Source organism: Nostoc sp. TCL26-01 (assembly GCF_013393945.1).
GTDB lineage: Bacteria > Cyanobacteriota > Cyanobacteriia > Cyanobacteriales > Nostocaceae > Trichormus.
Window position 1 is genome coordinate 5,814,447 of record NZ_CP040297.1, and the last position, 13,351, is coordinate 5,827,797.

Below are 13,351 nucleotides of genomic sequence, written 5' to 3' on the forward strand. Positions count from 1 at the left end.
ATGGAAGTTATAATTGAAAAAATTGTGGAAAAACTTCATCATTTGCCTAAAGACAAGATTTTAGAAGTACTAAATTTTGTGGAATTTCTAACTTGGCATCAAGGAAATTTAGATCCACACTTAACCGAAGATAGTGTTCGATTTCGGGAAGATGAAGAGTTTGAAGTAATCGCTGATGAGTTAGCTGATGAATTGCAAACATATATTGGCAGTAACACACCTGTATTATCAGATTATGCTGTTAGTCGTGCCGGGATTTATGAGGAGCATCCCTAACAAGTGATCTATTTAGTTGATCCAAATGTGCTATTACGATTCGTGGAACGCTCTCATCCTCTTCATACTGAAATTAGAGATGCTATCCGAAAATTACGTAACAACAGCCAGCAGTTACAAGTCACCTCTCAAAATTGCGTTGAGTTTTGGAATGTGGCTACACGTCCTATATCGAGAAATGGCTTTGGTTTAACCCCTGATAAAACCGAAAAACTATTGCGTTTGATTGAACGCCTGTTTCCAGTTTTGCTTGATAGTTCTGACGTTTATCAGGAATGGCGCAGGTTGGTCGTTAAATTTGGTGTTTCAGGAGTTCAAGTTCATGATGCTCGTTTAGTTGCAGCGATGAAGGTACATAAGATATCGCACATTCTCACGTTCAACATGGAAGACTTCACCAGATACAAAAGTGAAGGCATTCTGGCAATTGCACCAGAGACAGTACTTAACGAAAATACTTAATTAGCAAAACTGATATCTTAAATGACGATCGCCAATCAGTATACTAGCGATCGCTCTCTAAATTATTGCTAGCCAAATACTCTACCAGCAAGGTTTTGGAAAATTCCTGCAAGATAATCTTTGATCCCCCCTTACCAGCTGCTACAGACAGTCCTAAACTGAAGGTGGGAGTTGAAAGGCAGTTGGGAGAAATCTTGTGAAAAAAGTATTAGCAATTATTCTTGGTGGTGGTGCGGGTACTCGCCTTTACCCTCTCACCAAACTCCGTGCTAAACCGGCAGTACCCGTGGCAGGGAAGTACCGCCTTATAGATATCCCTGTCAGTAACTGCATCAATTCAGAAATTTTTAAAATCTACGTCCTCACACAATTTAACTCAGCGTCCCTCAATCGTCACATTGCTCGTACCTACAGCTTTAGTGGTTTTAGTGAAGGGTTTGTGGAAGTGCTAGCCGCACAGCAAACACCAGAAAACCCTAACTGGTTCCAAGGTACAGCCGATGCTGTGCGTCAATACCTGTGGATGCTGCAAGATTGGGACGTAGATGAATTTTTGATCCTGTCAGGGGATCACCTCTACCGGATGGATTACCGTTTATTCATCCAGCGCCATCGAGACACGAATGCGGATATCACACTTTCCGTGATTCCCATCGACGATCGCCGCGCCTCAGATTTTGGTTTAATGAAAATTGATCAGTCAGGGCGAGTGATTGATTTTAGCGAAAAACCCAAAGGCGCAGCTTTAGAGCAAATGAAAGTTGATACCACAGTTTTGGGATTAACTCCAGAACAAGCGGTATTACAACCTTACATTGCCTCAATGGGGATTTACATATTTAAAAAAGATGTTTTGATCAAACTGCTGAAAGAAGCTTTAGAACGCACTGATTTTGGCAAAGAAATTATTCCTGATGCTGCCAAAGATCACAATGTTCAAGCTTATCTATTCGATGACTACTGGGAAGACATCGGGACAATTGAAGCATTTTATCATGCCAATCTAGCCCTAACCCAGCAGCCCTTACCGCCCTTTAGCTTCTACGATGAAGAAGCCCCAATTTACACCCGTCCTCGTTATCTACCACCCACAAAACTGTTAGAATGTCAAGTCACAGAATCAATTGTTGGCGAAGGTTGTATTCTGAAAAACTGCCGCATTCAACATTCAGTTTTAGGTGTGCGATCGCGGATTGAATCTGGCGCTATCATCGAAGAATCCCTACTTATGGGTGCTGACTTTTATCAACCTTACGTGGAACGTCAGTGCAACATTGATAAAGGCGATATCCCTGTTGGCATCGGCCCTGATACTATCATTCGTCGCGCCATCATCGATAAAAATGCCCGCATCGGTCACGATGTCAAAATTATCAATAAAGACAACGTGCAGGAAGCTGACCGCGAAAGTCAAGGCTTTTACATCCGTAGTGGTATTGTCGTCGTCCTCAAAAATGCAGTAATTCCCGATGGGACAATCATTTAGTCATTAGTCATTAGTCATTAATTAAGATTTTGACAGTTGACTTTTGACTTTTGACAGTTGACCATTGACAGTTGACCATTGACTTTTAACCAATGACTCAACTATTTTTGCTAATTGGTCTTCCTGGTAGTGGTAAGTCAACTTTGGCAAAACAATTAGTCACAGAATGCCCCCAGATGGAGCTGATTTCTACAGATGCCATCAGGGGGCAACTGTTTGGCTCAGAAGCCACTCAAGGGGCATGGCTACTGATTTGGCAAGAAATAGAGCGCCGATTTCAGCAAGCTGTTCTCACAGAGAAAATAGCAGTTCTTGACGCTACCAATGCCCAACGCAGCCAGCGCCGGGAAATGCTCACCTTAGCTCGTAATTCTGGCTTTACCTACATCACAGGAATTTGGGTAAGAACACCAGTTTGGTTGTGTCTCGCACGCAATAAAAAACGCCTCCGCCAAGTTCCGGAAGAAGTCATCTTACGAATGCACCGCCAACTCCGAGACGCACCCCCCAGCCTAGAAGATGGATTAGACAATCTCATTGACGTAGGACTTACCCCAAAGTACGGTACGGAAATTGCCCTGATGTGATGAGCAGGAACCACACTTGATTTTCTTTATTATTTGTTAATTTAAAATCAGAATAATTATTGCTTGGCATTATACCCGGCAAATTCAAAATCTCATATCTTACAAAAAAACTTAAAAATATTTCTACAGGAGGCTGGTAGATGGCTGCAACCGATTTTAAAGACTATTACTCGATTTTGGGAGTGAGTAAAACTGCCTCTCCAGAGGAAATTAAACAAGCCTTTCGTAAACTAGCCCGCAAATATCACCCTGATGTCAATCCTGGTAATAAACAGGCAGAAGCACGCTTCAAAGAAATCAACGAAGCTTACGAAGTTTTGTCAGATACAGATAAACGTAAGAAATATGACCAATTCGGTCAATATTGGAAACAGGCTGGTGAAGGCTTTCCCGGTGGTGCTGGTGTCGATATGGGCGGCTTTGACTTCAGCCAATACGGCACTTTTGATGAGTTTATTAATGAACTACTAGGACGCTTTGGTGGTGCTGCGCCTCGTGGTGGACGACAAACTTACTCTTATCAAACTCCTGGTGGTAGACCTAGTGGTGGTTTTGGTGACTTTGGCTTTCAAGATATGGGTACAGCAGGCGGTAGCCAAGACGCGGAAGCTGTGATTAATTTGACTTTTGCCGAAGCTTTCACTGGTGTGCAGAAGCGTTTTAGTTTAGGTAACGAAACTATTGATGTCCGCATCCCGGCTGGGGCAAAACCTGGAACTCGTCTACGGGTGCGGGGGAAAGGTCAAATCAATCCTATGACTCAACAGCGCGGAGATTTGTATTTAAGGGTAGAATTTCAGCCCCACTCGTTTTTCCAAATCGAAGGTGATAATTTAGTCTGTGAAGTACCGATAACTCCAGATGAAGCTGCTTTAGGAGCCTCAATTGATGTACCCACACCCGACGGTTCTGTTAACGTTAAATTACCTGCGGGGGTGCGTTCTGGTCAATCTCTCCGTTTACGGGGTAAGGGTTGGCCGATAGCCAAAGGTGGAAGAGGTGATCAGTTGGTGAAGGTGGCAATTGTCCCACCCAAAGACATGAGCCAACAAGAACGAGAATACTATGAAAAAATTCGCGCTATTCGTAGCTACAATCCCCGCAGTCATTTACAGCAAGTCAAGCTGTAAGGGACTTCCAGATAAAAAAATATCCAAAATGTAGGGTGCGTCAGTGCGAGAAAACCTAGCTGCACCAAGAAATTATTCCTACTGACGCACTCTACTGAACTAAGAGGACGTTTGAAAAGTCTGTTTCTTTGTCATGTTGAATGCAGCGTAGCGGAATGAAACATCTCGGTATGTGCCACAAAACCTAGATTCTTCCTGACGCTCCGCTCCAGTCAGAATGACATTTTTATACCTACTGAAACTTTTCCAACACCCTCTAAATTCAAACCTGATTAATTAACTAAATTCTGCCAATAATTTTTCAATACTAGCATTGTGATCCAAGAAGGAAAATAAATGCTTATAACGCAGTCTGCCATCTTTATCTAATACAAACTGAGCCGGTAAAGGCGCTCCTAAAGCTTGCCCTACTTGATAAGTTCGGAATACTCTACAACTAGGATCGCTGAGTAATGGCATCTTTAAACCTAAATCTCTGACCACTATTTGACTTTGTTTTTCATCGGTACTAGTAACTAGTAAAATTTCTATACCGCGATTGGTAAATTGCTCGTAATTTTCATTTAAAGCTTTAATATGGGGGAAACAAAAGGGACAGTATTGCTTTTCCGTAAATATTCTTGTAAATGCCAGCAATACAGGTTGCTTGCCCCGATAGTTTGACAGTTTAACTAACGCGCCATTGGTAATGTCGGGTAATTGAAAGTCTGGTGTTCCTACATCAAGTCTTAACTCATTGCTAGCAGGAACAGGTAAAAAATTGCGAAAGAATCGCTCATTAAATAAACCAGTGAAATCTGTTGAAGTTAGCATAAACAATTCAAACTTTGAAATTAACAAATAAACTAAAAAGCCACAAACTTAAACAGAAAGTAACACTAAATTTTAATATAGCAAGCTTAAATCATTTGTGATAAACAAGATCCCCGACTTCTCGAAGAAGTAAGGGATCTGTACACTCAGCACTCAATACTCAGCACTCAGCACTCTCTCTTCTAAACAGCAGAGAAGTAAACTTTAGACTTCACAGGGTCAGGAGTCATGGTCTTGTCACCGGGTTGCCAACCAGCAGGACAAACTTCATCTGGGTGAGATTGAACGTATTGGATGGCTTGGAGTGTCCGCAATGTTTCGTCAACACTCCGACCGAATGCTAAGTTATTAATGGTAGCGTGTTGAATGACACCATCTTTATCGATGATGAACAGACCACGTAGAGCGATTCCGGCGGCTGGGTCTAGGACGTTGTAAGCGGCACTGATCTCTTTCTTAATGTCGGAAACTAGGGGATAATTTAAGTCTCCTACACCACCAGACTTGCGATCAGTTTGAATCCAAGCTAGGTGAGAGAATTCGCTATCAACGGAGACACCAAGGACTTCGGTGTTAATTTTTTTGAATTCTTCGTAGCGATCGCTAAATGCTGTGATCTCAGTGGGACAAACAAAGGTAAAGTCTAAGGGGTAGAAGAACAAGACAACATACTTGCCACGATAGTCGGAAAGTTTGATTGTCTTGAATTCCTGATCAACAACAGCAGTTGCTGCAAAATCGGGAGCCTGTTGACCAACGCGGAGGCTTCCTTCTATTCCATAAGTGATGGACATTTACTTAATTCTCCTTTGACTTATGTTTGGTTTACTAGCGTTGTAATTTGAGTCAGGGAAAACTTACCCATCCACGCTGTCACCCTATCAGGTACTCTATGAGAACCTTTCGGAGAACACAGTCCTCTAGGTCGGGATCATCTTTCCTACCCTTGGGGAACGGCTTTGCCGAACAGGGTTATTTCACAGTTTGATTACGATCTGTTACGACTATATCATAGTCATAACGATTTTGAGTAATAAATGGCTGATTTAGATACAAGAGAATGGTTGCTCACCAATGGTTTAGGCAGTTTTGCCAGTGGTACTATTTCGGATATCCGTACACGAACTTATCATGGTTGGTTATTTGCAGCGACGAATCCACCTGCCGGACGTACTCTACTGCTTTCGCACCTAGAAGCTAGTTTGGAAGTATCAGGAAAAGATATAGCACTGGGAAGCAATATTTGGGGTACAGGGAAAATTGAGCCAGCAGGTTATAAACTCCTACGCTCCTTTGATATTCACCCTGTTCCCAAATGGATTTGGGGTGCGGATGACTGGCAACTAAGTAGACAACTAGTCATGCCCTATGGTTTGCCAGAGAATAGGGAATTAGCAGTAGAGAGTGGCGAAAAAAATCATCTTTCCCAGTCTCCTGTGAACCATCGTATATTAATTCAATATCGTTATGAAGGTCGAGAATCTGCCGTTTTAGTCCTGCGATTGCTGATAGCAGATCGAGATTTTCACCATCAACAAACTAGCAGTGGCAATTTACAATTTTCCCAATTATTAGGACAGCAACAAGTAGCCTTACAAGCAATTATCGGCGGTCACTTTGGCACACCTTGGCAATTGCGCTGGTCGCAGGGAGAATATCAAACAAATGCAGTTTGGTACTGGGATTATGGGTTACCAGAAGAGACACAACGAGTATTAGGCGATCGCGAAGATTTACATAGCCCCGGTTATTTAACAGTTACCCTCCAGCCAGGAGATACAGTTACTCTCGAAGCCTGCATGGGTTTTCCTGAAAGGCTACCAAATACCCTTACTGCGGATACCTTCACCGAAGCCGTAGAAGCAGAACAAGAGAGACTAGTGCAGATTTTTGGCTGGGAAGGGGAGGTAGAGGGACAAGGGGACAAGGAGAAAATTCTTGATTACTCTTTCCCCCCATTTCCCCATCCCCCCATCTCCCCCTCCCCTCATCCCCCATCCCCAATTTGGCAACGACTATTAAAAGCTAGTGATCAATTCATTGTCCATCGTGCCTCAATTGCTGGCCCGACAGTCATTGCTGGTTATCATTGGTTCAATGACTGGGGGCGTGATACCTTAATTGCCCTACCTGGTTTGACATTAGTACCGCGACGCTTTGATTTAGCTAAAAAGCTATTGCAAACTTTTGGACTTTATTGTCGGCATGGTCTCATACCCAATGCTTTTCCTGATATTGAAACCGATCCATCCTACAATAGTGTCGATGCAGCGCTCTGGTGGATTGAAACTTTAGGACTTTATATAGAAGCCACTCAAGATTGGGAATTTTTAGCAACACAGTTCCCCATAGTACAGCAAATTCATAAATCATTTTTTGGTGGCACACGCTATAACATCCAAGTTGATGCTACCGATGGACTGGTGGGTTGGGATGCTCGTGGTGTGGCTCTTTCTTGGATGGATGCAGTAGTTGGAGACGAACCTGTGACTCCTCGTCCAGGTAAAGCAGTAGAAATCAACGCACTCTGGTATTCGGCTTTATGTTGGATGAGTCAATGGGCAGAAAACTTAAGCCGTCTTGATTTGGGTGATTCAGCACGTTTGAGCAAACAGGGACGGCGATATACTCAACAAGCTCAACAGGTGAAAGTTTCTCTACAAAAATTTTGGAATCAACAGTTGGGCTATCTGTACGACACTATTGATTTGGACGATCGCCGGAATGCACAAATCCGTCCCAATGCAATCATTGCCCTTTCACTTTATCATTGTGGGTTTTCTCCACAACAGGGGCGTGAAGTACTAGATTTAGCAACTTATCGCCTGCTCACTCCCTATGGTTTACGGAGTCTCGACCCAGCCGATCCAGAGTATGTTGGTAGATACGAAGGTAACGCCGAGAAACGCGATCGCGCTTACCATCAAGGTACTGTTTGGACTTGGCTGATTGGGCCTTTTATTCGAGCTTGGCAACGTTTTTATCCACAACAGCCATTACCTTTTGATTGGCAACCTTTATTAGATCACTTCCTCAATGATGCTTGTCTCGATTCTATTTCCGAAATTTTTGATGGTGATCCACCTCATAGAGCCAGAGGTGCAGTCGCTCAGGCTTGGTCAGTTGCAGAAGTAATCCGCCACTTACCTATAGATTATTGATTAGGTTTGCTATTTGATTAAAGTGGCTCAGGTCGGAGTTGAACCAACGACCCCAGGCTTATGAGTCCCGTGCTCTAACCAACTGAGCTACTGAGCCATGTTTTTCACACATTTCTTAATGTAGCAGACATTTTTCTTTATGACTAGTGTCTTGAGAGATTAATTTTAGTGCTGCTTAATCAAGTCATCGTGGGATCTTGACCCCGAAAAGATTGCTTTTGGTCGAGGTAGATATTTCTGTTATGTCCTTTAAGCACTACGGGGAATCCGTTCAATTTCGGCGTAACCACTGAAAATCAACCTTTGTCCTTCAGTTTCTAAACGATTGAGGCGCATTTTTACACCATCTAGGTCAAAACGGTCTAAATCGACCATATTGTCTAAAATCTCAGCTAGGGCTAGGCTCAAAGTCTGGGATATTTGCTGTTGGTTTTCTGGGACTGAATCAAGTTCTACCTTTGGGTCTTTAAAAGAAATTCGGCGGCGCTTTTCTACAGCAATATTTAAACTCATATTCAAAGGGATCAGTTCTCCCGTACCTAAATTGGCTTGAGCTGATATTCTCAGACGATTTTGAGGTAAAAGCTGTACCTGAACTTCCGTAAAAGATACTGGTTGACCACCAGATAATTCAGTTAAAGCAGGTAAGGTTAAATTAACTAGCCGCTTTTGCACTAATTCGGCGTTGAATGCTTGGTTGATCCCAGCTTCGGATAAGATGACTTGAGCGATCGCCTGGGTTGGTTGCTTGAGATTCAATTTACCACCTAAAACGCCAGCAAAGTCGATAGATACCGCATCAGTCTCAAAAGACATCTCCTCCACCGCAAAATCTCTACGGATAACTAGACCACGACCACTCATTTTGAAACTATCAATGCTGCCTTGCAACAGCTTACTGGAGGGATAGCAACGCACAAAGACTTCTACTGACTCGCTTCGGGTAAATAGATGGCGAATCGTTTGGCTGGCAACTGTATTGAGCATTCTCTCGCCCCAATCAGTGCCTTTGGGATCTTGTAAACCAGTAATTCCGCCGAACATTTGACTTTGGGTCTCTAGAAGTTCTTTGTACTTTTGTAACAAAATGTGAACGATTCAGCAAGTACCCATTGATAGGTTGTGCTGATAGACAAACGGGAAATTGCTGATAAGTTTGCGTAAGTCCTAACCAATTATTTTATATTTTGGATTGAGCAATCTAAAATAATTGAAGTGAATGCCTAATAAGCCATGGCCAAAGCTCCATACTTAGAGGTGAATCTTAGCATCTAATCCCTCTGATTAACTCTCAAAAATCTGATGCAAAATTGATATGGCTCCTTTACCCGACTATCGCCCCAAACAACTATCTGTAGGCCCTTTAGAAGCAGAAATTCTCAATATTATTTGGGAACTGGGTTCAGTTACAGTCAAAGATGTCCACGATCGCATCTTAGCTGACCCTAACCGCGAGTTAGCTTATACTTCTGTAACCACAGTCTTACGTCGCCTCACAGAGAAAGGCTGGCTAGCCTGTGATAAGAGAGGCAAAGCATTCTATTGGCAACCTTTACTGTCAAAGCAGCAGGCACAGGTAATTAAAGCCCACGAGCAACTACATCGGTTTTTGGCAGTGGGTAATCCTGATGTCATTGCCGCTTTTGCCGATAGTCTAGATGAAGCAGCCAGTGAACAAATAGAAGCGATTGCTCAACGGATTCAAGCTGCACGCCAAGCCAGGGAGGAGAAACAATAATGCACCTACTGATGATTTTGACTGTTTTGGCAGTTTCTGGAGTTTTGAGGCAGTCTTGGACTCATCCTCAAGGTAACTGGGATCTGAGGTGGCGCAAAACCTTGTTTGTGTTTCTCTTCCCACCGTTGTTAATTTTAATGACAGCGATCGCTATACTTTGTATGAGTCCTCAAAGCAATATGGGAGGAATGTATACAGGTTGGTTGAGCTATATATTAGCTTTCACTTTTCTGACATTTTTCTCGGTTTTGTGTATCAAATTGGCTGTTCAAGGCTGGCAATCTCTACACTCTGCCCGTCAGTGTCCCTTGGTAAATCATCAGGATCAACAAATTCGCATCCTCAATACTGAAGCCTTATTTGCTGGGCAAATAGGTTTTTGGCAACCGGAATTAGTAATTAGCCAAGGATTACTACAAAAACTCTCTCCAGATCATGTAGAAAGCGTCTTGGCACACGAGCAAGGACATTTCTACTACAGGGATACATTCTGGTTTTTCTGGCTGGGTTGGGTGCGTTCTTGCACTGCTTGGTTACCAAATACAGATGCCTTGTGGCAGGAACTCTTAGTGCTGCGAGAACTTCGCGCTGATAGTTATGCTGCGGCTCAAGTAGACCCTTTATTGCTAGCAGAATCCCTGTTATTAGTTGTCAGTGATGGTACTGTACTAGCAAAATCAGAAATTTGCTGTGCGGCTTTGGGTGATCACGCAGGCTATCGCTTGGAACAGAGAATACAAGCCCTACTAGCACCACCAGATCCCACCCCAGAACCTCAATTACAGTCTTGGCATAGTTTCCTATTGGCATTTTTACCACTAGTAGCAGTGATATTTCATACTTAAGTAGCAAAGAAATAGGAATGAGCGATCGCACTATGAGTTTATAGCACTAGTGTTGACTTTAGGCGATCATATTCTTGTTCGCGCTGAAATCACTTAAGATTCTGTAATAATTCTCCCCAAATGCTTGAGGATTCTTAAAACTCCAGATAAATTATTCAGATATTGTGAGCGTGTAGCAAAGAGATCGGAAATACCATACTGCTTACCCAAGGTCTTGACAAACAAATAGCTACTACCATTGGTTATCATGCCATACAGAGGTTGTTCTGGGTGGGGATGAATAGCCATGTAAGCTAATGTCTGGGGAATTGCCAACTCTAAATCAAAAGTTGTCTTTTTTGACTCAATTAGAACAATCCATAATCGATCTTGCAACACTAAAACATCAATTCTTCCCCGTAAAATCTCTTCATTATCTCCTTGTGCTGTAATCTCAACTGATACCTCTGTTTTAAATTTGTATGGTGCTTGATAGAATCCTGCTAGTTCCAGTAATGGTGATAGCACGACCATTTTGATAGTCTCTTCTAAAAGACTTCCATCTGAAATTTGGTAAAGATAGTTTTGTCTAACTTGCTCTAATCTTGCCTGCTCTGCCTCACTTAATGCAGGTAAATCTGCCATCCATTCGGTAAAAAATTGACTATCACTACTTAATATCAACCCCAGTTTATCTTCGACTTGGCGTAGGGTAGTAATTTTTTCGGCAATGGCTATACTTGTGGTCATAGTTAAATTTACAGTACTCGCCTAATATTAGAATAATTCAAGTGTGAATTCAGCACTCCCAACTCCTTACTCAATCAAAAATTGATAAATAGCCTCATAAGTTTCCTCTGGTGCTTCTTCCGGTAAAAAATGACCGCAAGGAATTCCTTTACCTTGCACATCATTAGCTCTTTCTTGCCAAGTTGCTAAAACGTCGTACTTGTGTCCAATAATTCCCTTTTCACCCCAAAGTACCAACACTGGACAGGAAATTTTTTGTTCCATATCCAATTCATCATGTTCTAAATCAATTGTTGCCGCCGCACGATAATCTTCGCAAGTTGCATGAATCACAGCCGGGTCACAAAAACACCGAATATACTCAGCTAAAGCTTCAGGAGTAAAAGCAGCAAAATCTTTACCCCATTGCTGCAAACATCGGCGTAAATAGTATTCAGGATTGGCTTTAATCAGCGTTTCTGGTAAGTTGTCAGGCTGGATTAAAAAGAACCAGTGATAATATGCTCTAGCCAATTCTTGATCAGCCGTTGCATACATCTTATAAGTTGGGACAATATCTAATAAGATTAATTTTCTTACATAATCAGGATGATCCAGTGCCAGGCGATGACTAACTCGCGCTCCTCTGTCATGACCAACGACAAAAAATTTGTCGTATCCCAAATTCAACATCACCTCAATTTGGTCTTGTGCCATGACTCGTTTTGAATAACTGATGTGTTGAGAACTGCTACTTGGTTTTGAACTATCCCCGTATCCTCGCAAATCAGTTGCCACTACAGTAAAATCTCTAGCTAAAAGGGGTGCTATCTTATGCCACATGACATGAGTTTGAGGATAGCCATGCAATAGGAGTAACGGCAAACCATCACCACCTTTGATTACATTGATTTGAACTTTATTTGTATCAATGATTATTTGTTCAAAGTTAGGAAACATTTTAAAACTTGAAAATATTTTCTACCAAGTTTTTAGTATTTTTCAAAAAACGTATACATTATTTTTTCCTATTTACAGCTATTAAAAATAGTCGATTTAAAAGATAAAATAATTATTTTAAGAAATTTAAATAACTATAAAAAAATAGCTAATTGACTAGTAGAATCGCACACAATTAATCTTGTGTCAATGCGAACTTAATACAGTTTAATGAGTTTAGTTAATCTATGATTTAGAAAAATCATCGTGAACTTTAAGAGGTGTTATCAGAAAGATGTAAGTTGACTGTGTGCTAACATCAGTGCAAAAAATTAGTTTGCAGGGTGGTAAAATTGCAACAAAAAAAAAATTTAGAGCAATTACGAATTTTACGCTATTTTTCTGTGTTTCTGCTCTTTGGTCAAGTCTTACTGCATTTAATTCAAGGCAAGACCTATTATCGCAAGATTCTAGAACACATGGTTAGTGTCGGCCCTGGTTCTATGTCACCAGTAGTGCTGGTTAGTGTTTTTTCTGGGATGATTTTTACCATTCAAACAGCTAGAGAATTGGTACAATTTGGGGCTGTCAATACTGTAGGTGGTGCATTTGCCTTAGCTTTTTGTCGAGAATTAGCGCCAATTTTGACAGCTAGTATCATTGCTGGACAAGTAGGTTCCGCTTTTGCGGCTGAAATAGGCGCGATGCGTGTAACAGAGCAAATCGATGCGCTTTATATGCTCAGGACTAATCCCATTGATTATTTGGTACTTCCCAGAGTCATTGCTTGTTGTTTGATGATGCCCATCATGATGATTTTTGCTTTAATTACAGGCATTGCTGGTGGGATTTTTGCTGCATCACAATTGTATCAAGTTGCACCAGAAGTATTTTTAGAGTCAGTCAGAAGTTTTTTAGAAACATCAGATATATTTATTATCCTGCTAAAAGGCGTAATTTTTGGGGCGATCGTTTCTGTGAATGGTTGTAGTTGGGGACTGACTACCAAAGGCGGTGCAAAAGAAGTAGGAGAATCAGCCACAACAGCCGTTGTTAGCACTTGGGTGTCAATTTTTATTATGGATTTTATTTTGACTTTAGTGTTCTTTGAAAAACCTGTATTTTAAAATTTTTGACAATTTAGGTATCTAATTAACATTAGTATCTTTTTTCCCTGATGGTCGGACTTTGATAAGTAGAAGCAAA

Annotated in this window: 14 protein-coding genes and 1 tRNA gene; 9 read left to right on the forward strand and 6 right to left on the reverse strand. The window is 41.7% G+C overall.

What is annotated here, in order from left to right; translation table 11 throughout:
- From FD725_RS25020 to FD725_RS25040, 5 genes are all read left to right on the forward strand, one after another.
- Positions 1-276, forward strand: a complete 276-nt coding sequence (locus tag FD725_RS25020) for a hypothetical protein (RefSeq protein WP_179050645.1) — start codon at positions 1-3, stop codon at positions 274-276.
- Between the two features lie 27 nt (positions 277-303).
- Entirely contained in the window at positions 304-738 is a 435-nt protein-coding gene (locus FD725_RS25025) for a type II toxin-antitoxin system VapC family toxin (RefSeq protein ID WP_372726692.1), read from the forward strand.
- Between the two features lie 196 nt (positions 739-934).
- Positions 935-2,224 (forward strand): glucose-1-phosphate adenylyltransferase, encoded by a 1,290-nt coding sequence (locus tag FD725_RS25030; RefSeq protein ID WP_179050647.1) that lies wholly within the window; start codon positions 935-937, stop codon positions 2,222-2,224.
- A 92-nt stretch (positions 2,225-2,316) separates the two neighbouring features.
- Positions 2,317-2,811, forward strand: a complete 495-nt coding sequence (locus FD725_RS25035; protein ID WP_179050648.1) for an AAA family ATPase — start codon at positions 2,317-2,319, stop codon at positions 2,809-2,811.
- Positions 2,812-2,951: 140 nt separating this feature from the next.
- Positions 2,952-3,941: a DnaJ C-terminal domain-containing protein gene (locus FD725_RS25040; protein ID WP_179050649.1), complete on the forward strand. Its 990-nt coding sequence runs from the start codon at positions 2,952-2,954 to the stop codon at positions 3,939-3,941.
- 276 nt (positions 3,942-4,217) lie between these two features.
- Here FD725_RS25040 and FD725_RS25045 read toward each other — a convergent pair whose 3' ends face one another.
- On the reverse strand, positions 4,218-4,754 hold the full coding sequence (locus FD725_RS25045) for a peroxiredoxin (RefSeq protein ID WP_179050650.1): 537 nt from the start codon (positions 4,752-4,754) through the stop codon (positions 4,218-4,220).
- 182 nt (positions 4,755-4,936) lie between these two features.
- Positions 4,937-5,548, reverse strand: coding sequence for a peroxiredoxin (locus FD725_RS25050; RefSeq protein WP_179050651.1), 612 nt, complete (start codon positions 5,546-5,548; stop codon positions 4,937-4,939).
- A 243-nt stretch (positions 5,549-5,791) separates the two neighbouring features.
- Here FD725_RS25050 and FD725_RS25055 point away from each other — a divergent pair, with 243 nt between their 5' ends.
- Positions 5,792-7,915, forward strand: coding sequence for an amylo-alpha-1,6-glucosidase (locus tag FD725_RS25055; protein ID WP_179050652.1), 2,124 nt, complete (start codon positions 5,792-5,794; stop codon positions 7,913-7,915).
- A gap of 23 nt (positions 7,916-7,938) precedes the next feature.
- Here FD725_RS25055 and FD725_RS25060 read toward each other — a convergent pair.
- Both FD725_RS25060 and FD725_RS25065 read right to left on the reverse strand, forming a co-directional pair.
- Positions 7,939-8,012: transfer RNA gene (locus FD725_RS25060), tRNA-Met, on the reverse strand.
- Positions 8,013-8,164: 152 nt separating this feature from the next.
- The gene (locus tag FD725_RS25065) at positions 8,165-8,959 is read right to left on the reverse strand and encodes a DUF2993 domain-containing protein (RefSeq protein WP_179050653.1); all 795 of its coding nucleotides are present in this window, start codon (positions 8,957-8,959) and stop codon (positions 8,165-8,167) included.
- A gap of 271 nt (positions 8,960-9,230) precedes the next feature.
- On the opposite strand from FD725_RS25065, the gene FD725_RS25070 reads away from it, so the two are divergent.
- On the forward strand, positions 9,231-9,653 hold the full coding sequence (locus FD725_RS25070) for a BlaI/MecI/CopY family transcriptional regulator (protein WP_179050654.1): 423 nt from the start codon (positions 9,231-9,233) through the stop codon (positions 9,651-9,653).
- Positions 9,653-10,498: a M56 family metallopeptidase gene (locus tag FD725_RS25075; RefSeq protein ID WP_179050655.1), complete on the forward strand. Its 846-nt coding sequence runs from the start codon at positions 9,653-9,655 to the stop codon at positions 10,496-10,498. Before FD725_RS25070 ends, FD725_RS25075 begins: the two co-directional genes overlap by 1 nt.
- Before the next feature lie 93 nt (positions 10,499-10,591).
- Here FD725_RS25075 and FD725_RS25080 read toward each other — a convergent pair whose 3' ends face one another.
- Together FD725_RS25080 and FD725_RS25085 are read right to left on the reverse strand one after the other, a co-directional pair.
- On the reverse strand, positions 10,592-11,227 hold the full coding sequence (locus tag FD725_RS25080) for a type I restriction enzyme HsdR N-terminal domain-containing protein (protein WP_179050656.1): 636 nt from the start codon (positions 11,225-11,227) through the stop codon (positions 10,592-10,594).
- A 66-nt stretch (positions 11,228-11,293) separates the two neighbouring features.
- A complete protein-coding gene (locus tag FD725_RS25085) occupies positions 11,294-12,166 on the reverse strand; it encodes an alpha/beta fold hydrolase (protein WP_179050657.1) in 873 nt (290 codons plus the stop codon).
- 332 nt (positions 12,167-12,498) lie between these two features.
- On the opposite strand from FD725_RS25085, the gene FD725_RS25090 reads away from it, so the two are divergent.
- Positions 12,499-13,272 carry an MlaE family lipid ABC transporter permease subunit gene (locus FD725_RS25090; RefSeq protein WP_179050658.1) on the forward strand — a complete coding sequence of 258 codons (774 nt, stop codon included), beginning with the start codon at positions 12,499-12,501 and terminating at the stop codon, positions 13,270-13,272.
- The last annotated feature ends 79 nt before the right edge of the window (positions 13,273-13,351 follow it).

Bases quoted from the DNA above. Each gene is read 5' to 3' on its own strand.
- FD725_RS25035 (WP_179050648.1), top strand. From the start codon at position 2,317: ATGACTCAACTATTTTTGCTAATTGGTCTTCCTGGTAGTGGTAAGTCA.
- FD725_RS25040 (WP_179050649.1), top strand. From the start codon at position 2,952: ATGGCTGCAACCGATTTTAAAGACTATTACTCGATTTTGGGAGTGAGT.
- FD725_RS25045 (WP_179050650.1), bottom strand. From the start codon at position 4,754: ATGCTAACTTCAACAGATTTCACTGGTTTATTTAATGAGCGATTCTTT.
- FD725_RS25065 (WP_179050653.1), bottom strand. From the start codon at position 8,959: ATGTTCGGCGGAATTACTGGTTTACAAGATCCCAAAGGCACTGATTGG.
- FD725_RS25020 (WP_179050645.1), top strand. From the start codon at position 1: ATGGAAGTTATAATTGAAAAAATTGTGGAAAAACTTCATCATTTGCCT.
- FD725_RS25075 (WP_179050655.1), top strand. From the start codon at position 9,653: ATGCACCTACTGATGATTTTGACTGTTTTGGCAGTTTCTGGAGTTTTG.
- FD725_RS25080 (WP_179050656.1), bottom strand. From the start codon at position 11,227: ATGACCACAAGTATAGCCATTGCCGAAAAAATTACTACCCTACGCCAA.
- FD725_RS25050 (WP_179050651.1), bottom strand. From the start codon at position 5,548: ATGTCCATCACTTATGGAATAGAAGGAAGCCTCCGCGTTGGTCAACAG.
- FD725_RS25085 (WP_179050657.1), bottom strand. From the start codon at position 12,166: ATGTTTCCTAACTTTGAACAAATAATCATTGATACAAATAAAGTTCAA.
- FD725_RS25055 (WP_179050652.1), top strand. From the start codon at position 5,792: ATGGCTGATTTAGATACAAGAGAATGGTTGCTCACCAATGGTTTAGGC.
- FD725_RS25070 (WP_179050654.1), top strand. From the start codon at position 9,231: ATGGCTCCTTTACCCGACTATCGCCCCAAACAACTATCTGTAGGCCCT.